A 23,598-nucleotide genomic window follows, 5' to 3' on the forward strand; every position below is an offset into this window, starting at 1 on the left:
CGGACGCCGGGGCACGTGGAACGCACGAGCACCGAAGGCTCAGAACGGGAAGCTCGGCACCGAGACGGCCGAGGCGCGGTAGACCTCGGCCCCGGGACACGCGGCCTGGACGGTGTGCCCGCCGTCCGCGGTCGGCAGGGTGACCAGCACCGGCTCGTGGCCGAACCGCCGGTGCGCCAGCTCCACCCAGTCGACGCGGGGCCAGGGCCCGACGGGCAGCCGCCCGACGGCGTGGCGGCGCAGCAGCGCGAGCTGCTCGGAGCCCTGGTGCCAGGCCGTCAGCGCCCGGGTGCCGCTCGGGCCGGTCGGCGGCGCGAAGCGGGTGCGCCGGGCGCGGTGCGCACCGGGCCGTGCCGTCCGGCCGCCGGAGCCGGGCCCCGGCGGGCGGCCCAGCCGGGCGGCCATCGCCTTGAGGAAGGCGTCCTCCAGGGCGGCGCCGGGAGTCGCCCGGCCGCTCACCCCGAAGCTCGCCGCCTCGCCGCCGCCGCGGTGCATCACGACCATGCCGAGCGCGAAGCCGGCCGAGGTCCACAGGAACGCCTCCGCCGTCAGCCCCTGCGCGGGCAGCGCCCGGCGCACCTCCTCCGGCAGCCGGTCGGCCAGCAGCACGGTGGCGTCGGCCAGCCGGGTGTGCGGGTGGCGCCACCAGCGGGCGGCGACGTCCAGCGCGAGCACCTCGGCGAGCGCCGCGCCGGGTGCGGCGGCGCCGTCCAGGACGGGCTCGCGCACGGCGGCGGGGACGGGGGCGGAGAAGAAGATCCGGGCCGGCACCAGGTAGCGCAGCCCGCTGACCGCGCCGACACCGGAGAGCGCGGGCAGCGGCGGGGCGGCGACGGGCTCCGCGGCGCCGGGGACGAAGTCCGCGGGCCGCAGCGCCCGGACCGGGCCCGGCCCGACGGCCGTCGGGCCGTTGGCGGCCTCCTGCAGGGCGCGCGCCGCGTGGTAGCGGGCGAGCGCGCCGCGCCGGGCGTCCGCCGCGGTGAAGCCGCAGGCGGAGACGGACATGGGGTGGCGGCCGCCGAGGTCGGTCACGGTCGCGCCGTGCACGGCGCCGTGCACCACGGACGTCCAGATGGTCTCCTCGACGGTCGTCGTCATCCTCGGCCTTCCTTCCGTTCCTGATTCCGTAGTCCGAATATCAGCAATCCCGGCCTTTCGGCCGGGAAGGTCCGTAACGGTGTCACCACAGCGCGAGTTGCGTTGTGGTGTCCTGATGACGGTCTCGCGCTTCCTCCTGCCGCTGGTGCGGCAGGGTTGCGCCACCTGCCCGCCCACCCGAGGCCTCGCGGCTGCGGGTGGTGGCGCGGGTCTTCCGGTCGGCTCCACGCGGTTTCGACGCTTGCGCGTCCGGGTCTCCGGCCACTCCGGTACCCGTGATGCGGGCCGACGCGAGGTCGGCGAGGTTGCGGGCCGCGTTCTCGTCCCGGTCGATGACCAGACCGCAGGCATCGCAGGTGAACACTCGGACGTGCAGCGGCAGCTTGGCTTTCACTGTCTTGCAGTTCGAGCAGGTTTTGGAGGATGGGTACCAGCGGTCCGCCACTACTGTGCGGCCTCCGGCCCAGCCGGTCTTGTAGGTGATTTGGCGGCGGATCTCGCCGAACCCGGCGTCCTGGATCCTGCGGGCCAGGCGGTGGTTCCTGAGCATGCCGGCCACATTGAGGTCTTCGACCACGACGGTGCCGTACTCGGCGGCGATGCCGGTGGTGAGCTTGTGCAAGGCATCGGTGCGCAGGTTCGCCACCCGGTGGTGCACCCGGTTGCGTTCGGCGTTGGCGATCAGCCACCGCTTGGACGGGTGCCGACCGGTTGGTCGGTCTGGGCCTTGGCGGCGTGAGACTCTCCGCGAGAGGCGCTTGAGCTTCTTGAGCGCGGTGTCGTAGTGCGCCGGGTTCGGCACGTGCCGGACCTCGCCATCGCTGTCGGCCATCACCGCCAGGCACTTCACGCCGAGGTCCACGCCTACCACCGTGTTCGGGCGTGCGGCAGTGCGTTCGGTCTCTTTGACCTCGACTTGGAACGAGACGAACCAGCGGCCGCGCTCATATCGCACCGTCGCCGACAGAATGCGAGCTGTGCCGTTGCCGATCCGTCGTTCGAGCTTGCGCGTGGATTCGTGGGTGCGGATCGTTCCGAGGCGGGGAAGCGTCACATGCCTGCGGTCGGGCTCGACGCGGATGGTGCCGGTGGTGAACCGACACGACAGGCGGGCCTTGTGCTTCGACTTCCGACGCGGCATCCCCATCTGTTTGCCCTTGCGGCGGCCGCGCTTGGACTTGGCGTAGTTGTCGAATGCGGCGGCGGCGTTCGCCAGACCGGTCGAGTACGCCTCCTTCGAGTTCTCCTCCCACCAGCCGGCGAACCTCGGGTCGGTCCTCTTCGCCTCGTTGAACACCTTCCGCAGCGCGGGCAGCGACCACGGCCGCCACTCGGTCAGCTCAGATTCGGGGATGCCATAGGACTCCTCCGCTTTCCGCTGCCACCACGACGCCTCGACCCACGACACCGCCCAGTTGTACGCGGCCCGAGCCGCGCCGCAGTGTGACCGGAGCCGCCTGTCCTGCTCGGCGTTCGGGTCCAGCGCGAAACGGTACGCCTGGACCACGAACCCAGGACGCTCCTCGAACTTCTGCATGAAACCCTCCCAACCAGAGTCAGATCAGCAGCTTCCCGGACCATACCGGGCAGCACTGACAATCAGTCGAAATATCCGAATCATTGAGACTTGCCTAGAGGAACAGCAACAGTGGCCAACCCCCGCCTTCCGGACCTCAGTGTGCGGGGCTGCCGACGGGTGCTCCATCCCCAGAACTGTGCAGGGCGGTCGGGGCGTTCCGCCCCGACCTGCGTACTTCGCCGGAACGGACTTTTGGTCCTGTCGGCGTCTAGTTCGGCTCAAGCTCCCAGGCCCTGGGCTTCCTTACGCTGCGAACAGCACAGCAACGGCAAGTGGCTGCTGGAGCAAGGGGGACGAGCGAGGGATGAGCAGGCCGACCGGAGCAAGAGGCGGGGAAGCACCGCTGGTCCGCCGCCGCCTGGTCGAGGGCGGGCGGCACATCTCGTGGACGGCCGGCGGCGAGGGCCCGGCGCTGCTGGTGCTGCCCGGCTGGGTCTCGCACCTGTCGGTGGACTGGTCGGTCGGGCCGGTGGGCGACTTCCACCGCTCGCTGGCCGAGTCCTTCCGGGTGATCCGTTACGACCCGCCCGGGGTGGGGATGTCCGCGGAGGAGGATCCGGACTTCTCCCGGGAGCGTCAGCTCGCCGATCTGGCGGCGGTGGTGGACGCGTGCGCGGAGGAGCGGGTGATCGTGCTGGCGAGCGGCCTGGCCGGTCCGCTGGCCATGCTGTTCGCCGCCCGGTACACGGACCGGGTGAGCCGGCTGGTGCTGTTCGGTACCGCGCCGTCCTTCACCGCGGACCGCGACCACCCGGACGGGCTGGCGGACGACCTGCCCGGCGCGGTGGAGCGGCTGGTCCGGGCGGACTGGCACCTCGGTTCCCGGCTGGTGGCCGAGCTGCTGCTGCCGGGGACCAGGCCGGAGGAGGTCCGCTGGTACGCCGACTACCAGCGGATGTGCGCCCAGCCGGAGGCCGCCGCCGCGCTGTTCCTGGACTCCTGCGCGCTGAACGCGTGGTCGGAGCTGGCCGAGGTGGCCGTTCCCACGCTGCTGCTGCGCCGGGAGGACAGCTACCTGTGTCCGGCGGCGGTCGCCCGCCGGATGGTGGAGGCGCTTCCGGAGGCGGTGAGCCGGACCCTGCCGGGCGGGGCCTCGCTGCCGTACTTCACCGATCCGGAGACGGTGCTGGCCGAGCTCGTGGCGTTCGCCAACCCCGGCCGGGGGCTGTTGACCGACCGTGAGCTGGCGGTGATCGGCCGGGCCCGGGACGGGCTCTCCAACCGGGCGATCGCCCGGATCCTGGGGATCTCGGAGCACACCGCGGCCCGCCATCTGGCCAACATCAACGTCAAGTTGGGGGTGAACAGCCGGGGCATGGCGGTGGCCAGGGCGATGGAGCTGGCCCTGATCTGACCCGTCCGCCGGGTCGCCCCGGATACTCGTATCCGATATAGTAAACGCGCATAGTAAGCGGAGGAGGGGCCCACCCATGTGGGGGATCCAGTACATGCAGACCACCGAGCAGACCCCTGTCACGGAGGGAAAGTGAGCACCGCCATGAACCAGTCCGCAGTGCAGAACCAGCCGGAGGCCGACTTCGAGCGGCCCGCCAAGCCGGCCGAGAGCCCGGGCTTCCTGCTCTGGCGCGTCACCCTCTCCTGGCAGCGGTCCATCGCCGCGGCCCTCAAGCCGCACGACCTGACGCACGTGCAGTTCGTGCTGCTGGCCGGCGCCGGCTGGCTCGGCGCCCAGGAGGGCCCGCCCACCCAGCGCCACCTGGCCGACCACTCCGGTACCGACCCGATGATGACCAGCCAGGTGCTGCGCACCCTGGAGAGCAAGGGTCTGGTCGAGCGGATCCCGGACCTGGTCGACACCCGCGCCAAGCGGGTGCAGGTCACCGAGGCCGGGGCCACGCTGCTGGAGAAGGCGATGTACGCGGTGGAGAAGGCCGACTCCGAGTTCTTCGCGCCCGTCCCGCGCAACGCGGCGCTCGCTGTGCTGTACGCGCTCTCCGACGAGTGGGGCCAGCCGCTCGCGTCCGGACTGCCCAGCAACCGCAAGGAGGACTGAGCCATGGCCACGGAAGCGACGGCCCTGCACCTGACGGACGTTCGGCTGCCTGCCCGGGAGCCGTTCGACTTCCGGGCCTCCCTCGGCTTCATCGGCTCCTTCCCGGCGATGGCCGGCCAGCAGGGCACCGCGCAGGCGGCGCTCACGCTGGCCGTCCGGGAGGCCGGGGCGACCCTGGGCGTGCGCCTCACGGCGGCGCCCGGGGCGCCCGGGGCGTCCGGGGCGTCCGGTCTGGACGCCCGGCTCGCCGCGGAGCAGCCGATTACCGCCGAGGCGGTGGCGGCGGTCACCGACCGGATCGACTTCTATCTGGGGCTCTCCGACGACCTGGCCGGGTTCTACCGGCTGGCCCGGCAGGACGAGCCCTTCGCGCGGGTGGTGGAGCGGCTGCACGGCTACCACCAGGTCAAGTTCCCCTCGCCGTTCGAGCTGCTCTGCTGGGCGATCCTGTGCCAGCGGGTGCCGATGCCGGTGGCCCGCCAGATGAAGCGGGCCCTGGTCGAGGCGGTCGGCAACCGGATCGACGTGGGCGGTGAGCGGCTCTGGGCCTTCCCGGACGTCGACCAGCTGGCCCGCTTCGAGGAGGCCGAGCTGGTCGCCCTGATCGGCAACCAGCGCAAGGCGAGCTACCTGCACCGCTCGGTGCGGCTCTGGGCCGAGCTGGACGAGCACTTCCTGCGCACCGGCCCGTACCAGGAGGTCCGCGAGCGGCTGCTGAAGCTGCCCGGGATCGGCGAGTGGTCGGCGTCCTTCCTGCTGATCCGCGGGCTCGGCCGGATGGAGCGGATCGTGCTCGACAAGGAGATGGGCCGGGCGGTCCAGCGGGTCTACGGCCGGCCCGTCGACGAGGCGGAGTTCCAGAGGCTGGCCGAGCACTACGGTGCCTGGCAGGGCTACTGGGGGCACTACCTGCGCGTCGGCGGCTGACCGGAGCGCACGGCGTCGCGCACCCGGCGTCGAGCATCCCGCGTCGACCACCTCGCGTCGACCACCCCAGCAGAGCGCCCCACCGCGGTCCGACCGCGGTGGGGCGCTCTGGGTTTGACGTTCCGTCAGATATGTCAGTTCTTCGCGGGCTTGCGCAGTCCGACCAGGGCGATCAGTGCGCCGGCCACTGCCAGGCCGGCCGCGGTGGCCATGCCCCAGCGGTCCCCGGAAAGCAGCGCGTGGGTGTCCGGGTGCGAACCGGCCAGGTGGTGTGCCCGGGAGGTGGCCACGGTGGAGATCACGGCCAGGCCGATCGCCCCGCCGATCTGCTCACAGGTGCTCAGCAGGCCGCCGGCGGCGCCCTGGTCCTGGTCGGCGACGCCCTCGGTGGCGGCCAGGTTGATCATCACGATCGCCACCACGCCGCTGAAGTTCACCACCACGGTGCAGGCCGACACGAACGGCTGGGTGCCGCTGGTCGGCAGGGTGGCCAGCACCCCGGTGGCGGCGGCCTGGAACAGCGCGCCGATGATCAGCACCCGGGTGGCGCCGAACTTCCGCGCCAGCGGCTCGGAGGCGGCGCCCGCCGCCAGCCCCGCCACCCCGGCGGCCGCGAAGGTCAGGCCGGCGCGCAGCGGGGAGAAGGCCATCACGTCCTGCAGGAACAGGGTGACGGTGTAGACCAGCCCGAAGAACGAGCCCATCATCAGCACATTGGCCAGGTTGGCCACCACCAGCCGGCGAAGCTTCAGCAGGGCGATCGGCAGCACCGGTTCGGCGCTGCGCACTTCGACCGCGGCGAAGGCCAGTGCGGCGACCGCGGCCAGCGCCAGCGCGCCCAGCACCCGGGTGGAGGTCCAGCCCGTCACGCTGCTCTCGGAGAGCGCGAAGACCAGGGACACCACCGAACCGGTGATCAGGACGGCGCCGGGCAGGTCCATCCGGCGCGGCCGGCGGCCGTCCCGGCCGGGGCCGAGCAGCCGGGCGGTGAGCACGGCGAGGACGGCGCCGATCGGCACGTTCATCCAGAACACCCAGGACCAGTTGAGGTACTGGGTGATGACGCCGCCGCCGACCACGCCGGAGACGAAGCCGGCGCCGAGCACCGCGCCCCAGGCGCCCATGGCCTGCTGGCGCTCCTTCTCACCGGTGAAGGTGGTGGTCAGGGTGGCCAGCGCGGCCGGGGTGACGGCGGCCGCGCACAGGCCCTGGACGGCCCGCAGGGCGACCAACTGCCCCGGCGAGCCGGCGAGTCCGGCCAGTACCGAGGCGGCGGTGAAACCGGTGAGGCCGAACACCAGCAGACGCCGGCGCCCGTAGAGGTCGGCGAGGCGCCCGCCGACGATCAGGAAGCCGCCGAAGGCGAGGACGTACGCGGTGACCACCCAGACCAGGTCCCCGGCGCGGAAGCCGAGGTCGCCCTGGATCGCGGGCAGTGAGACGTTCACGATGGAGAAGTCCAGCGACATCATGAATTCGCTGAGGCAGAGCAGGAGCAGGACTATCCCGTTGGCCGCCCGGTGGCCCGGGCCGGCCGCCGCGGCGGGCGACGGCGCCCCGGGAGGCGCCGTCTCCGTGGAAGTCCTGGACTCGATGATGGACACGTGCGCCTCCTGGGGTTGAAGGGGTCGTCGGCTCAGGCCGTCAGGCCGCGGCGATCTCCGCGAGACGGGCGACGGTGGCCGGGATGTCGGCGGTGACCGCGGGGCCGACGTGCGGGGCGGCCTCGGCGGCGGCCGGGCCGGTGATCTCGACCCGGTGGGTGATCTTGGTGCGGCCGTCCTCCTGCGCCTCCAGGATGTGGATGAAGTGCAGGACCAGGCCGTTGACCACGGTCTCGTCGGTGAAGCGCTTGTTGGGCTCGGCCTCGATCAGGGTGAACGGGAAGCCGTCCTGGCCCTTGGGCTTCAGGTGGCCCTTGGTGCCCACCTCGAACGGGCCGTGCAGCTCGATCGCGTCCAGGCCCTGGTCCCAGCTCTCCCACTTGGTGGTGTCGCTGTAGAGGGCCCAGACCGCCTCAGGGGTGGTGTCGGCGATCACGCTGTGCTCGTACTCCCACATGGGGGAAGTCCTTTCGTCGGTGATAAGGGATTCGCATCGATGATTCGCATCGATCCGGCAATTGTTGCCCGGCAATTCTTCACCGGCTTTTGCGGCAACCCCTCGAATTCCGCTTGAGCGCCACTTGAGCGCCTTTGCCGGCGGCTTCGGTATGCGGGCATATCGACTGCTCAGAGGCGGTAAGCGCGCCGACCCGCCGTCGGTATGCAGCGGCCCGCTAGGGCTTGACCGGAGCGCTGCATGGTTTTGGGGATGGCTCGCTCGAATTCCAGTGCGGAGTATGGGGGTTGTTCGGCGTCGACCGCCGAGAAATCCGAACGGCGCCATCCAGTGGAGCGAGGTCAGTTGCGATGAAACGGCGTCACCTGTTCGAGTTCGAGGATCTGTCCTGGTTCCCCGCGGTGCTGCGGAACCCGATCACCGACCTGCTGCGCGAGGCCATCGTGCTGCGCGGCGACGTCTACGCGCCGGTGGTGCCGTTGCTGGCCAAGCTGGTCCGCGAGCACGACATCTCCCGGATCGTCGACCTGTGCTCCGGCGGCTCCGGCCCCTGGACGGTGCTGAAGGGCCGGCTGGCCGAGGAGGACGCCGACGTCGAGCTGGTCCTCACCGACAAGTACCCCAACCGGGAGGCGCTGGCCGCGGCGGTCCGCACGATCGGCGACGGCCGCACCCGCTTCGAGGCGCAGTCCGTCGACGCGACGGCCGTGCCCGAGCGGCTGTCCGGACTGCGCACCCTGTTCACCGGCTTCCACCACCTGCGGCCGCACACCGCCCGCCAGGTGCTGAAGGACGCCTACCGCCGGCGCGAGGCCGTCGCCGTGTTCGAGTTCACCGAGCGTCGCTGGGCGCCGATCCTGCTCACCGTCCCGCTCGGCCCGCTGCTGGTCTGGGGCTGGGCGGCCCGGCTGCGGCCGGTCAGCTACAGCCGGCTGTTCTTCAGCTACCTCGTGCCGCTGGTGCCGCTCGCCTTCATGTGGGACGGCATCGCCTCCAACCTGCGCACCTACACCACTGAGGAGCTTCGAGAGATGGTGCACGACCTCGACGCGTCGGACTACTCCTGGGAGGCCGGCGCCCTGTTGCCCGAGGGCCGTGGCGGACCGCCGGTCACCTACCTGATCGGCCGGCCCGTCGGCATCGAGGGCGGGAAGGGGGCGGCCCGATGACCATCGCCCCGGAGCGGCGGGCCGCCGCCGGCCCCGCGAAGACCTGGGCGGTCGCCACCGGAGGCTCCCCGCTCGGTGTGATGCGCGGCTTCTCGAAGAACCCGATCGCCCTGCTCGCCGACGTGTTCCAGCAGCACGGCGACGCCGTCAAGGTGCGCTTCCTGGCCAACCAGTACTTCTACTTCCTCTCCGACCCGGACCACATCCGGCACGTGCTGGCCACCAACTCGGCCAACTACAGCAAGGCCCCGCACCCGGCTTTCCTGCTGCTCGGCCGGGTCATGGGCAAGGGCCTGGTGACCAGCGACGGCGACCTGTGGAGCCGTCAGCGCCGGCTGATCCAGCCCGGGTTCACCAAGCAGCGGGTCGCCACCTACGGCGACATGATGACCGGCGCGACGCTGCGGATGCTGGACCGCTGGCGCGAGCGCGGCGCCCGCGGCGACGGCGGCCCGGTCAACGTCGACGCCGAGATGATGCAGCTCACCCTGGACATCGTCGGCCAGACGCTGTTCAACATGGACATCATCAACGAGGCCGGCAAGGTCGGCTCCGCGTTCAGCGAGGTCAGCGAGCAGTTCGCCAAGCTGCTCGGCAACCCGTTCGGCCCGCTGATGGTCAACATGCCGTTCCTGCCGCTGGTCAAGCGGTTCAACGCCAACGTCGCCGCGCTGGACGAGGTCATCCACGACATCATCGCCAGCCGCCGCGACAACCCCGTCGACACCGGCGACCTGCTCTCCCTGCTGATGGCCGTCACCGACGAGGACGGCGGCCGCGGGATGAGCGACCAGCAGCTGCGCGACGAGGTCATGACCCTGCTGCTGTCCGGCCACGAGACCACCGCCGACGCGCTGACCTGGACCTTCCATCTGCTCGCCGAGCACCCCGAGGTGCTGGAGCGGCTGGAGCACGAGGTCGACACCCAGCTGGCCGGCCGCACCGCCACCGTAGCCGACCTGCCGAGCCTGCCGTACACCAAGCAGGTGGTCCAGGAGGCGATGCGGCTCTACCCGCCGATCTACCTGCTGGCCCGCTGGGGCAACGGCCCCGACGAGGTGGGCGGCCTGCCGCTGCCGAAGGACGCCAGCATCACCATCTGCCCCTGGGTCGTGCACCGCCACCCCGACTACTGGAGCGACGCCGAGCGCTTCGACCCGGAGCGGTTCACCCCGGAGAACCTGGCCAAGCAGCACCACTACGCCTACGTTCCCTTCAGCGGCGGCCAACGCCAGTGCCTGGGCGTGCACTTCGCGCTGATGGAGGCGCAACTGCTGCTCACCACCGTGGTCCAGCAGTTCCGGCTGCGCTCCGTGCCGGGCCATCGGGTGGTCGCCGGCCCGGTGATGACCCTCCGCCCCGAGGGCGGCCTGCCGATGTACGCCGAGCCGCGCAGCGCATCCTGACGAAGCGTCAGTCGAATCCGGAGCGCCGCAGCTCCCCAGCCTGTGAACGTCCGATTGGAGACCCGAGCATGACCGCGCCCGTCACCACCCAGCCGTACCCGCAGAAGTACACCACCCCGTTCATCCTGTATCCGCCGGCGCTCTGGGAGAACCGCTCCGGCCAGGAGTTCCTGCCGCAGCTGGCGCTCGACCAGACCGGCCAGGACTACGTGATGTACCTGTCGATCCCGTTCTGCCGGGTGCGCTGCTACTCCTGCCCGTACTTCGTCGACCAGCTCTCCCCGCACGACCCGCGCAACAAGGAGGCGCGCTTCGTCGACGCGATCGTCGCCGACCTGGAGCGCTGGGCGTCCTACAAGCGCTTCCAGACCGGCAGCCTGCGCGCCATCTACATCGGCGGCGGCACCGGCTCGCTGCTCAAGACCGCGTACCTGAAGCGGATCCTGGACACCATCTTCGCCAACTACCCGGTGGCCAAGGACTACGAGCTCACCCTCGAGGGCAACGCCCGCGACTACACCCCGGACAAGCTGGACTACGTCGCCGACTCGCACATCAACCGGGTCAGCCTCGGCGTGCAGTCCTTCGACGAGAGCATCCTGCGGATCATCGGCTCCCCGCACGCCGCCCAGGAGTCCATCAAGGCCATCAACGAGCTGTCCTCGCGCGGCTTCAGCAACATCCAGATGGACATGATGTACAACCTGCCCGGCCACCGGCGGGAGACCTGGCAGCGCGACCTGGAGGTGCTGCGCGACCTCGACGTCAAGCACCTGACCACCTACCTGTACCGGATCCACCCCGGCACCCCGCAGGACAAGTTCATCAAGATGGGCAAGGTCGCCCCGCTGGTGGACAAGGAGTCGGAGTACGTCCGCAACATGTACCGCGACCTGGTCGAGGCCACCGAGAACATGGGCTTCCACAACTACATGTTCGACCACTTCTGCCGGCCGGGCTGGGAGAACGTCTACAACGAGTGGACCTTCCTGCGGAACAACGTCGAGATCCTCGGCGTCGGCCCCAGCGCCTACAGCTTCATCAACGACTACCGGGTCGGCGGCCGCAAGGACGTCGAGGGCTACATCGCCGCCGTCAACCGCGGCGAGCACTTCATCTCGGCCGTCTCCTCCCAGCTGAGCCCGCGGGTCCGCAAGGAGCGGTACGTGATGAACATCCTGCAGGCCTTCGCGGTCGACCTGAAGGAGTACGAGTTCCAGTTCGGCTCCAGCTTCCTGGAGGACTTCAAGCCCGAGGTCGAGCGGATCCTCGGCCGCGGCCTGGCCGAGCTCGCCGACGACAAGCTCACCCTCACCCAGCTGGGCCGCGAGTGGCACATGAACGTGATGCTCGAATTCACCAACCCGGACTTCTGGGGTGAGACCACCGCGCTGGAGCACCCGCACTGGGCCATGAACACCCCGATGGTCGACCTGTTCGCCGGCCGCCGCGAGGACTGGCTCGGCGCCTGAGACCCGACGTACCACCGCAACAGCCAAGGAGCGAAACAGAGATGACCACCGTCAGCCCCACGGCGGGCCTCACCATCGACACCCACCCCGGGTTCGCCCACCGCACCGTGCAGACCCTCGTGATCGAGGCGCCGCTGGACGCCGTCTACGGGGCGCTGTTCGAGGTCCGCGCGTGGCCCCAGTACCTGCCGCACGTCCAGGAGATCGACGTCCGCTACGACGACGGGCGCTACCAGGAGTTCTTCATGACGGTCGCCTCGGAGACCGACGGCTCCCAGCTGCGGGTCCGCTCGATCCGCAACTGCCGCCCCGGGGAGATCGAGTTCTTCCAGCCCGAGCCGCCGGAGTTCCTCAGGCACCACGGCGGGATCTGGCGCTTCACCCAGGCCGCCGGCAACCCGGAGCACACCCACGTCGAGGTCACCCACGTGTGGAACCTCCACGAGGAGGTCGCCCCGCTGGTCTACCCGGCCACCGAGGAGGCGAGCACCGAGGAGCAGGTGACGACCATGCTGGCCGGCCACTCCAAGCTGGCGCTGGACTCCTGGCGCAAGGTGCTCACCGGAAAGGGCGGGGAGTGACCGCCGTGGCCGCCATCACCGAGAGCGTCGTCATCGACGCCCCGATCGAGGCCGCCTACGGCGCCTTCGCCGACCTGGACCGCTGGCCCGCGATCCTGCCGGACACCCTGGACGTCCAGGTGCTCTACTGCGACGGCTACAACCAGGAGTTCACCATGACGGTGGAGCGCCCCGGCGGTCAGGAGACCGTCCGCGGCGTCCGCTACTGCCGCGCCCCGTACGAGCTGGAGCTGGTGCAGACCACGCCGCCGCCGCTGCTGAAGCGGATGACCGGCCGCTGGACCTTCGCCGAGCAGGACGGCCGCACCACCGTCACCGCCACCCGCGAGTTCGAGCTGCTGGCGCCGCCCTCCGGCGACCCGGCCGCCGCCCCGGTGCCGGACGAGGCCGAGTTCGGCCGCCGGCTCTCCGGCCACCTGCAGCACAACCTGCAGCTGTTCCGCGAGGCGGTCGAGGCCGATGTCGACCGCTGAGCGGGCCGAACCCCGTGAGACAGCCGAACTCGCCGACCGCAGCGACATGTTGAGCGTCAGCCGGTCGATCGCCGCCCCGGTGGCCGAGGTCCGGGCGCTGTTCTGGGACATCGCCTCCTGGCACGCCGTCTGGGACCGGATCACCTCCGTCCGGGTGCACTACGACGACGGCGCGCACCAGGAGTTCGACCTGGAGGTGGAGCGCGACGGCCGGACCGAGTTCGTCCGCACCGTCCGCTTCCTGGCCCCCGGCGGCGACATCGAGTTCTTCAGCCCGACCCCGCCGCCCGGCATGGCCGACCACGTCGGCGCCTGGCGCTTCACCGAGCAGGACGGCGGCTGCCTGGTCACCGCCGAGCGGAACTACGAGCTGCTCCCGGCCCAGCCGGGCGGCAGCCCGTCCGACCCCGCCCACCAGGACTACCGGGACGCCTACCGGCGCCGCTTCGAGGACCGCCTCGGCCGGATCCTGGACAGTTTCGTCAGCCACTTCGAGGCGGGCGCGCAGCCTGCGCCCGCCGCCCTGGGAGCCGCCGCGTGACCACCGATGTGATCGTGATCGGAGCCGGCCCGGCCGGCTCCACCGCGGCGGCGGCCGCGGCCAAGGCGGGCCTGAGCGTCCTGCTGCTGGACCGCGCCATGCAGCCCGCCCCCCACCTGCCCGAGTCGTGGTCGGGCGAGACCCTGCCGCTGCTGCGCGGGCTCGGCGTGGAGGACGTCAAGGAGGCCTTCGGGGCCGCCACCGGCGTGCGCTTCCTCAACGCCACCGGCCGCTTCGGCCTGGAGCTGACGCTGTCCCGGGCGGCCGGCTGCGACCTGCCGGCCGTGGTCCGGCTGGACCGCTCCAAGTTCGACAAGATCCTGGTGGACAACGCGATCCGCCAGGGCGCGAGCTACCGCCCGCTGCACACCGTCACCGACGTCGAGTTCGCGGCCGACGGCAGCGGCGTCAAGCTCACCGCGGCCACCCCGGCCGGGATCGCCGAGCTCTCCGCCCGGTACGTCATCGACGCCAGCGGCAAGTCCGCCCTGGTCTCCCGGGCGCTCGGCACCCGGGAGGAGCCCGAGCAGCAACTCGACCCGCGCGAGGCGGTGTTCAGCCACTTCAAGCCGGAGCGCGAGCACGAGCTGGCGGTCGAGGGCACGATGACCATCATCGGCATCACCCACGGCTACGTGTTCGTGATCCCGATGGGCGGCGGCCGGGTCGGCGTCGGCGTGGTGGTCGGCGACGACCACGCCCAGCGCTACGGCGGCGACATCGAGTCGCTGTTCTGGGCCGAGGTCGACGAGGCCGCCCCGCTGCAGACCCTGCTGGCCGGCGCCGACCAGCTGCTGCCGGTGCTGCCCGCGCTCAACCGGCGCTTCCGCGCCACCGAGCTGGCGGGGGAGGCGTACGCGATCGCCGGCGATGCCGCCGCCTTCCTGGACCCGTTCTTCTGCAGCGGCATCGACATCGCCGTCCAGGCCGGGCTGTTCGCCGGCCAGGCGGCCGTCGACTCCCTGGCCGCCCCGGGCGCCGAGGAGCGCTCCGCGGTGGTCGCCCGCTACCAGGAGAAGGTCGGCGCGCTGATCAAGGGCGCGGACGCGGCCGGTGACGCCACCTTCGCGGACGGCGTCCACCAGCAGCTGCTGATCGGCCTCGCCGACCCGCACCTGCCCACCGTGCTGCCGCTGGCCGCCCTGCTGCAGAGCACCCTGCGGGGCAGCGCCGAGGAGCCGCCCGGCTCACCGCGCGAGCTGATCGGTGGCGTCCGCGAGCAGTTCAGCCTGCTCTGACCGGCGGCCCCGCAGCACCCGGGAGAGCACGAGAGGCAGCGCCCAATCGCACGAGAGTGAGGACCACCGCAATGATCCCCGTGACCGGAGGCATCGACATCAGGGGCGACCTCGCCACGGTCGGCGCCTACCTCGGGCACATGCCCAACCTGACCGAGTGGACCACCTTCTTCCAGGCGGTCGACGGCGAGAAGGACGGCAGGTTCCAGGTGCAGTCCGTGATGGGACCGATCGAGACCTGGATCACCGGCACCGAGAGCGCCGGTGCCCGCCGCTACGTCATCCACTCGCTGATCCGCGGCCAGGAGGAGGAGGCCGAGCTCGACCTCCAGGAGCACGGCGGGCACGTGGCCGTCCGCTTCACCGTCAACCTGCCGCCCCACGTCGACGAGGACGTGGTGGTCGGGCAGCGCAACGAGATGGCCGAGGAGCTCGTCCAGCTCAAGCGGCTGCTCGAAGCGAGCTGACCGCCCCGCTCGGTCCCCGCCGCCCCACCGGCGGGGACCGGCCGCCGCTTCCCCGCGCCTCCGCCCGTCCGCCTGTCCGCCCGTCCGTCCCAGTTACCAACCCTTACGGAGCACCCATGGCCCGCCGCCTGTTCACCTCCGAGTCCGTGACCGAAGGCCACCCCGACAAGATCGCCGACCAGATCAGCGACGCCATCCTGGACGCGCTGCTCACGCAGGACCCGGGCAGCCGGGTCGCGGTCGAGACGCTGATCACCACCGGCCAGGTGCACATCGCCGGGGAGGTCGCGACCTCCGGCTACGCCGACATCGCGGCGATCGTCCGGCGCACCGTCCTGGAGATCGGCTACGACAGCTCGCAGAAGGGCTTCGACGGCGCCTCCTGCGGCGTCTCCGTCTCCATCGGCTCGCAGTCCCCGGACATCGCCCAGGGCGTCGACGCCGCGTACGAGGCCCGGGTCGAGGGCGCCGAGGACGAGCTCGACAAGCAGGGCGCCGGCGACCAGGGCCTGATGTTCGGCTACGCCTGCGACGACACCCCCGAGCTGATGCCGCTGCCGATCGCCCTGGCGCACCGGCTGTCCAAGCGCCTGTCCGAGGTCCGCAAGAACGGGACCATCCCGTACCTGCGCCCCGACGGCAAGACCCAGGTCACCATCGAGTACGACGGCGACCGCGCCGTGCGTCTGGACACCGTGGTGGTCTCCTCGCAGCACGCCGCCGACATCAGCCTGGAGGGCCTGCTCGCCCCCGACATCCGTGAGTACGTGGTCGAGCCCGAGCTGGCCGCGCTCGGCATCGACACCAGCGGCTACCGGCTGCTGGTCAACCCGACCGGCCGCTTCGAGGTCGGCGGCCCGATGGGCGACGCCGGCCTGACCGGCCGCAAGATCATCGTGGACACCTACGGCGGCATGGCCCGCCACGGCGGCGGCGCCTTCTCCGGCAAGGACCCGTCCAAGGTGGACCGCTCGGCCGCGTACGCGATGCGCTGGGTCGCCAAGAACATCGTCGCCGCGGGCCTGGCCCGCCGCGCCGAGGTGCAGGTCGCGTACGCGATCGGCAAGGCCGAGCCGGTCGGCCTGTTCGTCGAGACCTTCGGCACCGAGGCCGTCCCGGTGCTGACCATCCAGGAGGCCGTCACCAAGGTCTTCGACCTGCGCCCGGCCGCGATCATCCGCGACCTGGACCTGCTGCGGCCCATCTACGCCCAGACCGCCGCCTACGGCCACTTCGGCCGCGAGTCGCAGGACCTGACCTGGGAGCGCACCGACCGGGCGGCGGAGCTGCGCGCGGCCGCCGGGCTCTGACGCCCGGCTCCGCACCGACGCCGAGCCGAAGTACGAGAGGGGAAGTTACGTTGACCACCATCCAGAGCGAACTAGCCGATCGTCTCGGCACCGTCGTCGGCAGCCCGACCCCGCCGCCCGCCGCGGTCCGGGCCCCGGTGCACGCCCGGACCGCGGCGGTCGGGCCGCAGCTGCGCTCCGCCGTCGAGCAGTTGGCCGCCAAGCACCGGGAGGCCTACGACGGCCCGAGCGCGGACGCCACCGAACGCCAGCACACCCGCGGCAAGTTGACCGTCCGGGAGCGGCTGGACGTGCTGTTCGACGAGGACACCTTCGTCGAGCTGGAACCGCTGCGCCGCCACCGCGCCTCGGGCCTCGGCCTGGAGGACCGCAAGCCGTACACCGACGGCGTGGTGGTCGGCTGGGGCGAGGTGCACGGCCGGACGGTCTTCGTGTACGCCCACGACTTCCGGATCTTCGGCGGCGCGCTGGGCGAGGCCCACGCGCAGAAGATCCACAAGATCATGGACATGGCCCTGGCCGCCGGTGCCCCGCTGGTGTCGCTGAACGACGGCGCCGGCGCCCGGATCCAGGAGGGCGTCACCGCCCTGGCCGGCTACGGCGGCATCTTCCAGCGCAACACCAGGGCCTCGGGCGTCATCCCGCAGATCTCGGTGATGCTGGGCCCGTGCGCCGGTGGCGCCGCGTACTCCCCGGCGCTGACCGACTTCGTGTTCATGGTCCGCGAGACCTCGCAGATGTTCATCACCGGCCCGGACGTGGTCCAGGCGGTGACCGGCGAGAAGGTGAGCCAGAACGGCCTGGGCGGCGCCGACGTGCACGCCGAGGTCTCCGGGGTGGCGCACTTCGCGTACGACGACGAGCGGACCTGCCTGGAGGAGGTCCGCTACCTGCTCTCGCTGCTGCCGCAGAACAACATGGAGATGCCTCCGGTCGAGCCCACCGGCGACCCGGCCGACCGCCGCTGCGAGGAACTGCTCGACCTGGTGCCGGTCAACGGCAACCAGCCGTACGACATGCGCGAGGTGATCGCGGCGATCGCCGACGACGGCGAGTACCTGGAGCTCCAGGAACGCTGGGCGAACAGCGTGATCTGCGCGCTGACCAGGCTGAACGGCGCGGTGGTCGGCATCGTCGCCAACCAGCCCCAGTCGCTGGCCGGGGTGCTGGACATCCACTCGTCGGAGAAGGCCGCGCGCTTCGTCCAGATGTGCGACGCCTTCAACATCCCACTGGTCACCATGCTGGACGTGCCCGGCTTCCTGCCCGGCGTCGACCAGGAGCACGGCGGCATCATCCGGCACGGCGCCAAACTGCTGTACGCGTACTGCAACGCCACCGTGCCGCGGATCCAGCTGATCCTGCGCAAGGCCTACGGCGGCGCCTACATCGTGATGGACTCCCGCTCGGTGGGCGCCGACCTGTCCTTCGCCTGGCCCACCAACGAGATCGCGGTGATGGGCGCGGAGGGCGCGGTGAGCGTGATCTTCCGCCGGGAGATCGCCGGCTCCACCGACCCGGTGACCACCCGGAACCTGCTCATCCAGGAGTACCGCGAGGAGCTGATGCACCCGTACTACGCGGCCGAACGCGGCCTGGTGGACGACGTCATCGACCCGGCCGAGACCCGCCGGATACTGATCCGCTCGCTGGCGGTGCTCCGCTCCAAGCACGCCGAGCTGCCCCGCCGCAAGCACGGCAACCAGCCGGTGTAGCCCCCTCCCCCCGAGACGGACGACCGCTGCCGGAGCCCCCCCCGGCAGCGGTCGTCACCGTGTCACAGCCGGGCGAGGTCCGGCTGCCGCTCCACGACGTCCAGTTGGGGATCGGCGTTGAGCATCGCGTGGTGCAGCCGCTGCAGCTTGGGAGAGGGCTCCAGACCGATCGACTCGACCAGCGTGCCGTGCAGCCGCCGGTAGACGTCCAGCGCGTTGGAGGCCCGTCCGCAGCGGTAGAGCGCCAGCATGTAGTGCGCGTGCAGGTTCTGGTGCATCGGGTGGCGGGCCGTCAGCGAGGCCAGCTCGCCGATCAGGCTGGCGTGCCGGCCCAGCCCCAGGTCGGCGCTGATCCGGTCGTCGACGGTGCTCAGCCGGTTCTCCTCCAGCTGGATGGCCTCGATCGAGAGGATCTCGCCGAGCTGCAGGTCGGCCATGGCCGGGCCGCGCCACAGGTCGAGCGCGGCGCGCAGCTGGATCGCCGCGGTCGCGCAGTCGCCGGCCCGCAGCGCCGACTGGCCGGCCTCCCGCAGCCGGTCGAACCGGGCCGCGTCGGTCTGCTCGACCGGGACGTCGAGCAGATAGCCGTTGTACTGGGTGCGCAGCAGCGTCTTGGGGCAGGTGCCGTCCGGCGCGAGTCCCTTGGCCAGCATGCGGCGCAGCTGCAGGATGTAGGTCTGCAGGGTGGTGGCCGCGCTGCGCGGCGGGTCGTACGACCACAGCTCGTGGAAGAGCGTCTCCACCGGCACCTTGGTGCCGGATCGGAGGGCGAGCAGGGCGAGAACCTGTCTAGGCTTCCCCGCGCTCGGCACCACCGACGTCCGTCCGAGCCTGGCGGTCAGTGGGCCCAGGATGCCGATCTCCACCGGAGTCTCCCTTCGTGCCTCGTGCTCCGTGCTGCGTTGCGAAGGCGCTGGTGTCGCGAAGGCTTTGCGTCGCGAACTCGCTGCTCACGAAGGCCTTCGGACCTCGTGGACCCCAGGAGCGGGGATGCGCCTCGCAGCGTCTTCACCTTGGCACCCGGGACGGCCCGGAACCCAGTGCCGGCCTCACCGATCGAGGGTGACTCGAGAACGGCCCGAGGCATGAGGATTTCACGGTCGATCGATGAGCGCGGCACTGTCCCGCGCTCCCGTCGCGAGCCCAGAATCCTCGTGCCGCTCCGGGAAGCCCGCAGCGGAGCCCGACGAGATCTGACGGCCCTTCTCGACACCTGGGGGAGAACGTGTTCGGAACTGCCCTTCTCGACTCGCTGGACCTGATCGACCTGATGTCCCCGGCCGGGGACCACGACCTGGACCTGACGATCGTGGACCTCGACCACCCCGCCGCCGGACGTGCCGAGCTGTGCGTCTGCTTCTCGACCGACGGCCTGTAGGGGTTCTCCGGTGACCCGCAGAGCCGACTCGACCGCCGCACCCGTCGCCGACCACCGCCTGATCGGCTTCCGCAGCCATCTGCGCACCGAAGTGGTGCCCGGCGACGCGGCCTACCTGGTTTCCGACCAGGGTGTGACCGCCCTGCAAGGGGAGGGCATCGAACGGCTGGTGCCGCTGCTCGACGGCACCCGCGACCTCGCCGGCGTGCTGCGGGACGCCGCGCCCGGGCTCCCCGACGGCCGGGCCCGGCAGTTGATCGCCCGGCTCGCCCGGGCCGGGCTGATCGGCTACCACGGGGAGAGCGCCGCCGAGCCGGCCCGTCGCTCGGCGCGGGCCTACTGGGAACTGGCCGGCCTGGACGGCGCCGTCGCGCTCGGCCGGGTCGAGGCGGGCGCGGCGGTGCTGGCGGTCGGCGGCGCCGACGCGGGGGAGGTCGAGCAGGCCTGCCGGAACAACGGCCTGTCGGTCACCGCCGCGGCCGGTGCCGGGGAGCTGTCGGTGGTGGTCTGCGCCGACTACCTCGACCCGGCCCTGCGGGAGATCGACGCCGCCCACCGGGCCGCCGGGCGGGCCTGGCTGGCGGTCAAGCCCGGCGGCTCCAGCCCCTGGGTGGGCCCGGTGTTCGGTGCGGCCGACGGCCCGTGCTGGACCTGCCTGGCGCACCGGCTGCGCGCCCACCGGCGCTCCGAGGTGCCGGTGCAGCGGGCGCTGGGCCTGGCCGGCCCGGTGGCCCGGCCGGACACCTCGGTGCCCGCCGTCCGGGCGCTCGGCGCTCAGCTCGCCGCCCTGGAGGCGGCCAAGTGGCTGGCCGGCTACCGGCACCCGGGCCAGCGGGAGATCCGGGTGCTGGACAGTCTCGGCCTGGCCGTCCAGGGCCACCGGGTGAGCCGCCGCCCGCAGTGCCCCGAGTGCGGGGACCCGGGCCTGATGGCCGCCCAACTGGCCCGCCCGGTCGTCCCGGTGGCCCGGCCGAAGGCGGACGGCGCCGACTGCCACCGCGCCGAGACGCCGGAGCAGGTGTACGAGCGCTACGGCCACCTGGTGAGCCCGGTGACCGGTGTGATCGCCGAGATCCGCCGGGACCCGCGCGCCCCGGTCCGGATCAACTGCTACCTCTCCGGCCGCAATCCGGTGGCCGGCTCCGCCGACCTCGCCCAACTGCGCGCCGGGCTGCGGCAGATGAGCGGCGGCAAGGGCGCGACCCCGCTGGAGGCGAAGGTCAGCGCGCTCTGCGAGGCGCTGGAGCGGCACTGCGGCGCGCTGCACGGCGACGAGACCCGGATCCGCGGCAGCTACCGGGAGTTGGCGGCGGAGGCGGTCCACCCGGACGACTGCCAGCTGTTCGACCCGCGCCAGTACGCGGACCGGGAGCGCTGGAACGAGCGGCACTCCGTCTTCCAGTACGTGCCCGCGCCCTTCGACGAGACCGAGCCGGTGGACTGGACCCCGGTCTGGTCGCTGGCGGACGGCCGCCGGCGCCTGCTGCCCACCGGAATGCTCTACTACAGCTGCGCGGTCGGCCCGGTGGCTCCACCCGCCGGCAGCCGGGCGCTGCGCGCCGACTCCAACGGCAACGCGGCCGGCAGCAGCCTGGAGGACGCGATCGTGCACGGCTTCCTCGAACTCGTCGAACGGGACGCGGTCGCGCTCTGGTGGTACAACCGCACCCGCCAACCGGCCGTCCGGATGGAGGAGTTCGGCGACGTGTGGGGCCGGGACGCGATGGAGCTCTACGCGGGCCTCAACCGCGAGGTGTGGGCCCTGGACCTCACCTCCGACCTCGGCATCCCGGTCTTCGCCGTGCTCTCCCGCCGCACCGACAAGCCCGCCGAGGACGTCATGTTCGGCTTCGGCGCGCACTTCGACGCCCGGATCGCCCTGCGGCGGGCCCTGACCGAGATGGGCCAGCTGCTGCCGGCCGCCCTCGGCGCGGCCCCCGACGGCACCGGCTACGACCTGGACGACCCCGAGCTGCTCTCCTGGTGGCGCGCGGCGACCGTGCGCAACCAGCCCTACCTGCTGCCCGATCCGGGGCGGGCGGCGCGCGGCCCGGCCGACTTCCCGGCCGGCCCTCGCCGTGACCTGGGCGAGGAGGTGGCCGCCTGCGTGGAGACCGTCCGCGCCCACGGCCTCGACCTGCTGGTGCTCGACCAGACCCGACCCGACATCGGCCTGCCGGTGGTCAAGGTCGTCGTCCCCGGCCTGCGCCAGTTCTGGGCCCGGTTCGCCCCGGGCCGCCTGTTCGACGTCCCCGTCGCCCTCGGACGGCTGGCCCGGCCCAGCCGCTACGAGGAGCTCAATCCGATCCCCCTGTTCGTCTGACCGACCGGTCGGACCGTCCGGCGGTGCCCCCGCCCGCCTTCAGTATCGAGGAGTCCCCCATGCCGACCAGCGACGGAATCCTCGCCGCGGCCCGTGCCGCCGGCGGAGCCCGCCCCCGCGCCCTGTGGTCCCTGCGCGAGGACGTCCTGGTCGAGCCGGCGGAGCCGGACGGTTCGCTGCTGCTGAGAGCCCGCTGGGGTGACTTCCGGCTGGACCGTCCGCACCCGCTGGTGGGGGAGACCCTGCGGCGGATGAGCCTGGGGCCGATCATGCTGGAGAACGTCTTCGCCGGGGCGATGCCCGCCTCCGGTGACGGCGAACCGGTCCGGGACCAGGCCGGGCAGGCCGAGGTGCTGCGGGTGCTGCACCGGCTCCAGCACCTGGTGGTGCGCTCGCTCGGTCTGGAGGACGCGGCCCAACCGCTGCTGTCGGTGGTGCCGTTGGCCAGGGAGGCCCGGTTCCAGCCCGGGCCGGTCGACCCGGGCCGGCCGGTGCGGCTGTCCCGCTTCGCCTTCCTGCGCACCGAGGGCGCCGGCTTCGTGCTGGAGGCGCCCACCGCCCTGCACCGGGTCGAGCTGCACCGGCCGGAGAGCGCCCGGGTGGTCGGCATGCTCGGCCGCCCGGTGCGGCCGGCCGAGATCGTGCCGGAGTCGGGCCTGGCCGAACCGGTGGTGCTGGCGCTGCTGGCCCAACTGGCGGGCGCCGGGCTGCTCTCGGTGGCCGAGGACGGCGGGCCGGAGCCGACGGCCTCGGTGGAGCTGATCCGGCTGTCCGCCCCCACCTTCGGCGAGGACCTCGACCCGGTGCTCGCCGCCTGGTCGGGCGTCGACCTGTTCTTCCACACCCGCAGCACCACCGGGCGCCACGACGGCCCGTACGGCGCGACCCACCCGCTGCGCGGGCGCACCGACCCCGAGCCCGCGCTGCGCCCGCTCCCGGCCGGCCGGCGCCACCCGCTGGCCCGCCCCGACCTCAAGCAGGTGCTGGCCGCGGACCCGGTGCTGACCGCGGTGATCGAGGGCCGCCGCTCGGTCCGCGAGTTCGGCACCGCCCCGTTCACCGCCGAGCAGCTCGGCGAGTTCCTGCACCGGACCGTACGCGTGCGCGGGCTGCGGCCGGCGCCCGCCGGCGACCCGACCGGCGAACCGGTCAGCGACCGCCCGTACCCCAGCGGGGACGGGGCGTACGAGCTGGAGTTCTACCCGGCCGTGCGGGGCTGCGCGGGGCTGCCGGACGGGATCTATTACTACGCACCTTCCGAGCATTGTCTGATCGCGGTCAATGAAGGTCCGGAGGAACTGGACGAACTGTTCGCCGAGGCTGCGCTCGGCGCCCGGCTGGCCACCCCGCCGGCCGTGGTCGTCGCCATCACCTCCCGGTACCGCCGGCTTTCCTGGAGGTTCAGCGGCCTTGCGTACGCGCTGACGCTCAAACACGTCGGCGTGGTGACCCAGAGCATGTACCTGGTCGGGACGGCCATGGGCCTGGCCACCTGCGCGCTGCGCAGCGGCGACATCGAGCTGGCCGAACGGGCGCTGCGGGTCGACTGGCGGGCCGAGGCCACGGTCGGCGGCTTCGTCCTGGGCGCGCTCCCGGAGGGCAGCCGCCCGGCCCGGGAGGGGCGGGCGGATCCGGCCGATTTCACGGGCTGGGACGAGTGTGCGAACGAGGTGTCGGCGCGGGGATAGTCGCGCCCTATACTCCCCCCAAGTCGCGTGGGGGGAGTACAGCTTGAGTGGAACCGTGCGTGTGCGGAACGAGCCGGACGGATCCGGTGACGCGGGGGGGCCGCCGACGAGGGAAAACAGACCGACCGGTTTCAATGCGCCCCCGCCCAGGCTGGCCT

Annotated in this window: 21 protein-coding genes; 16 read left to right on the forward strand and 5 right to left on the reverse strand. The window is 72.1% G+C overall.

All coding sequences use genetic code 11. The annotated features are described in order from the left end of the window. Positions 1-39: 39 nt before the first annotated feature. Positions 40-1,098, reverse strand: a complete 1,059-nt coding sequence (locus ACIRYZ_RS25165) for a hypothetical protein (RefSeq protein ID WP_402947910.1) — start codon at positions 1,096-1,098, stop codon at positions 40-42. Positions 1,099-1,180: 82 nt separating this feature from the next. Beyond that, complete coding sequence (tnpB, locus tag ACIRYZ_RS25170; protein ID WP_402947913.1) at positions 1,181-2,635, reverse strand: IS607 family element RNA-guided endonuclease TnpB; 1,455 nt, start codon at positions 2,633-2,635, stop codon at positions 1,181-1,183. A gap of 346 nt (positions 2,636-2,981) precedes the next feature. Here tnpB and ACIRYZ_RS25175 point away from each other — a divergent pair, with 346 nt between their 5' ends. The 3 genes from ACIRYZ_RS25175 (at position 2,982) to ACIRYZ_RS25185 (ending at position 5,618) form a co-directional block, all read left to right on the forward strand. Continuing rightward, the gene (locus ACIRYZ_RS25175) at positions 2,982-4,031 is read left to right on the forward strand and encodes an alpha/beta fold hydrolase (protein ID WP_402947916.1); all 1,050 of its coding nucleotides are present in this window, start codon (positions 2,982-2,984) and stop codon (positions 4,029-4,031) included. A gap of 132 nt (positions 4,032-4,163) precedes the next feature. Further along, positions 4,164-4,691 carry a MarR family winged helix-turn-helix transcriptional regulator gene (locus ACIRYZ_RS25180; protein ID WP_402947919.1) on the forward strand — a complete coding sequence of 176 codons (528 nt, stop codon included), beginning with the start codon at positions 4,164-4,166 and terminating at the stop codon, positions 4,689-4,691. Between the two features lie 3 nt (positions 4,692-4,694). Beyond that, positions 4,695-5,618: a DNA-3-methyladenine glycosylase family protein gene (locus ACIRYZ_RS25185; RefSeq protein WP_402947922.1), complete on the forward strand. Its 924-nt coding sequence runs from the start codon at positions 4,695-4,697 to the stop codon at positions 5,616-5,618. 134 nt (positions 5,619-5,752) lie between these two features. Here the strand turns inward: ACIRYZ_RS25185 and ACIRYZ_RS25190 are convergent, their stop codons facing one another. Together ACIRYZ_RS25190 and ACIRYZ_RS25195 are read right to left on the reverse strand one after the other, a co-directional pair. Continuing rightward, positions 5,753-7,222, reverse strand: coding sequence for an MFS transporter (locus ACIRYZ_RS25190; RefSeq protein WP_402947925.1), 1,470 nt, complete (start codon positions 7,220-7,222; stop codon positions 5,753-5,755). Positions 7,223-7,262: 40 nt separating this feature from the next. Beyond that, positions 7,263-7,679 carry an SRPBCC family protein gene (locus tag ACIRYZ_RS25195; RefSeq protein ID WP_380613141.1) on the reverse strand — a complete coding sequence of 139 codons (417 nt, stop codon included), beginning with the start codon at positions 7,677-7,679 and terminating at the stop codon, positions 7,263-7,265. Between the two features lie 350 nt (positions 7,680-8,029). On the opposite strand from ACIRYZ_RS25195, the gene ACIRYZ_RS25200 reads away from it, so the two are divergent. From ACIRYZ_RS25200 to ACIRYZ_RS25245, 10 genes are all read left to right on the forward strand, one after another. Further along, entirely contained in the window at positions 8,030-8,848 is an 819-nt protein-coding gene (locus ACIRYZ_RS25200; protein ID WP_402947928.1) for a hypothetical protein, read from the forward strand. Then, positions 8,845-10,254, forward strand: a complete 1,410-nt coding sequence (locus tag ACIRYZ_RS25205; RefSeq protein ID WP_402947931.1) for a cytochrome P450 — start codon at positions 8,845-8,847, stop codon at positions 10,252-10,254. The genes ACIRYZ_RS25200 and ACIRYZ_RS25205 overlap by 4 nt, the downstream gene beginning before the upstream one ends. A gap of 68 nt (positions 10,255-10,322) precedes the next feature. Next, a complete protein-coding gene (locus tag ACIRYZ_RS25210) occupies positions 10,323-11,726 on the forward strand; it encodes a coproporphyrinogen-III oxidase family protein (protein ID WP_402947933.1) in 1,404 nt (467 codons plus the stop codon). Between the two features lie 41 nt (positions 11,727-11,767). Next, the gene (locus tag ACIRYZ_RS25215) at positions 11,768-12,307 is read left to right on the forward strand and encodes an SRPBCC family protein (RefSeq protein ID WP_402947936.1); all 540 of its coding nucleotides are present in this window, start codon (positions 11,768-11,770) and stop codon (positions 12,305-12,307) included. Positions 12,308-12,312: 5 nt separating this feature from the next. Next, positions 12,313-12,780, forward strand: coding sequence for an SRPBCC family protein (locus tag ACIRYZ_RS25220; RefSeq protein WP_380613136.1), 468 nt, complete (start codon positions 12,313-12,315; stop codon positions 12,778-12,780). Beyond that, positions 12,767-13,321, forward strand: coding sequence for an SRPBCC family protein (locus tag ACIRYZ_RS25225; RefSeq protein WP_402947939.1), 555 nt, complete (start codon positions 12,767-12,769; stop codon positions 13,319-13,321). The genes ACIRYZ_RS25220 and ACIRYZ_RS25225 overlap by 14 nt, the downstream gene beginning before the upstream one ends. Further along, on the forward strand, positions 13,318-14,559 hold the full coding sequence (locus ACIRYZ_RS25230; protein ID WP_402947942.1) for an NAD(P)/FAD-dependent oxidoreductase: 1,242 nt from the start codon (positions 13,318-13,320) through the stop codon (positions 14,557-14,559). Before ACIRYZ_RS25225 ends, ACIRYZ_RS25230 begins: the two co-directional genes overlap by 4 nt. Positions 14,560-14,630: 71 nt before the next feature. Continuing rightward, positions 14,631-15,026, forward strand: coding sequence for a hypothetical protein (locus tag ACIRYZ_RS25235; protein WP_402947944.1), 396 nt, complete (start codon positions 14,631-14,633; stop codon positions 15,024-15,026). 116 nt (positions 15,027-15,142) lie between these two features. Next, positions 15,143-16,336: a methionine adenosyltransferase gene (gene metK / locus ACIRYZ_RS25240; protein ID WP_402947947.1), complete on the forward strand. Its 1,194-nt coding sequence runs from the start codon at positions 15,143-15,145 to the stop codon at positions 16,334-16,336. A gap of 170 nt (positions 16,337-16,506) precedes the next feature. Next, the gene (locus ACIRYZ_RS25245; RefSeq protein WP_402948124.1) at positions 16,507-18,051 is read left to right on the forward strand and encodes an acyl-CoA carboxylase subunit beta; all 1,545 of its coding nucleotides are present in this window, start codon (positions 16,507-16,509) and stop codon (positions 18,049-18,051) included. A gap of 62 nt (positions 18,052-18,113) precedes the next feature. On the opposite strand, the gene ACIRYZ_RS25250 is transcribed toward ACIRYZ_RS25245, so the two are convergent. Next, on the reverse strand, positions 18,114-18,917 hold the full coding sequence (locus tag ACIRYZ_RS25250; protein ID WP_380613130.1) for a BTAD domain-containing putative transcriptional regulator: 804 nt from the start codon (positions 18,915-18,917) through the stop codon (positions 18,114-18,116). Positions 18,918-19,276: 359 nt separating this feature from the next. Here ACIRYZ_RS25250 and ACIRYZ_RS25255 point away from each other — a divergent pair, with 359 nt between their 5' ends. From ACIRYZ_RS25255 to ACIRYZ_RS25265, 3 genes are read left to right on the forward strand one after another with little or no spacing between them, the layout of a single operon-like run. Continuing rightward, entirely contained in the window at positions 19,277-19,429 is a 153-nt protein-coding gene (locus tag ACIRYZ_RS25255; RefSeq protein WP_393035253.1) for a hypothetical protein, read from the forward strand. Positions 19,430-19,439: 10 nt separating this feature from the next. Continuing rightward, a complete protein-coding gene (locus ACIRYZ_RS25260) occupies positions 19,440-21,752 on the forward strand; it encodes a TOMM precursor leader peptide-binding protein (protein WP_402947951.1) in 2,313 nt (770 codons plus the stop codon). Positions 21,753-21,811: 59 nt separating this feature from the next. Beyond that, the gene (locus tag ACIRYZ_RS25265; protein ID WP_402947954.1) at positions 21,812-23,440 is read left to right on the forward strand and encodes a SagB family peptide dehydrogenase; all 1,629 of its coding nucleotides are present in this window, start codon (positions 21,812-21,814) and stop codon (positions 23,438-23,440) included. Positions 23,441-23,598 lie beyond the last annotated feature (158 nt).

Source organism: Kitasatospora sp. NPDC101155, assembly GCF_044768305.1.
Lineage (GTDB): Bacteria > Actinomycetota > Actinomycetes > Streptomycetales > Streptomycetaceae > Kitasatospora.

Bases quoted from the DNA above. Each gene is read 5' to 3' on its own strand.
- ACIRYZ_RS25165 (WP_402947910.1), bottom strand. From the start codon at position 1,098: ATGACGACGACCGTCGAGGAGACCATCTGGACGTCCGTGGTGCACGGC.
- tnpB (WP_402947913.1), bottom strand. From the start codon at position 2,635: ATGCAGAAGTTCGAGGAGCGTCCTGGGTTCGTGGTCCAGGCGTACCGT.
- ACIRYZ_RS25175 (WP_402947916.1), top strand. From the start codon at position 2,982: ATGAGCAGGCCGACCGGAGCAAGAGGCGGGGAAGCACCGCTGGTCCGC.
- ACIRYZ_RS25185 (WP_402947922.1), top strand. From the start codon at position 4,695: ATGGCCACGGAAGCGACGGCCCTGCACCTGACGGACGTTCGGCTGCCT.
- ACIRYZ_RS25195 (WP_380613141.1), bottom strand. From the start codon at position 7,679: ATGTGGGAGTACGAGCACAGCGTGATCGCCGACACCACCCCTGAGGCG.
- ACIRYZ_RS25200 (WP_402947928.1), top strand. From the start codon at position 8,030: ATGAAACGGCGTCACCTGTTCGAGTTCGAGGATCTGTCCTGGTTCCCC.
- ACIRYZ_RS25205 (WP_402947931.1), top strand. From the start codon at position 8,845: ATGACCATCGCCCCGGAGCGGCGGGCCGCCGCCGGCCCCGCGAAGACC.
- ACIRYZ_RS25210 (WP_402947933.1), top strand. From the start codon at position 10,323: ATGACCGCGCCCGTCACCACCCAGCCGTACCCGCAGAAGTACACCACC.
- ACIRYZ_RS25215 (WP_402947936.1), top strand. From the start codon at position 11,768: ATGACCACCGTCAGCCCCACGGCGGGCCTCACCATCGACACCCACCCC.
- ACIRYZ_RS25225 (WP_402947939.1), top strand. From the start codon at position 12,767: ATGTCGACCGCTGAGCGGGCCGAACCCCGTGAGACAGCCGAACTCGCC.
- ACIRYZ_RS25235 (WP_402947944.1), top strand. From the start codon at position 14,631: ATGATCCCCGTGACCGGAGGCATCGACATCAGGGGCGACCTCGCCACG.
- metK (WP_402947947.1), top strand. From the start codon at position 15,143: ATGGCCCGCCGCCTGTTCACCTCCGAGTCCGTGACCGAAGGCCACCCC.
- ACIRYZ_RS25265 (WP_402947954.1), top strand. From the start codon at position 21,812: ATGCCGACCAGCGACGGAATCCTCGCCGCGGCCCGTGCCGCCGGCGGA.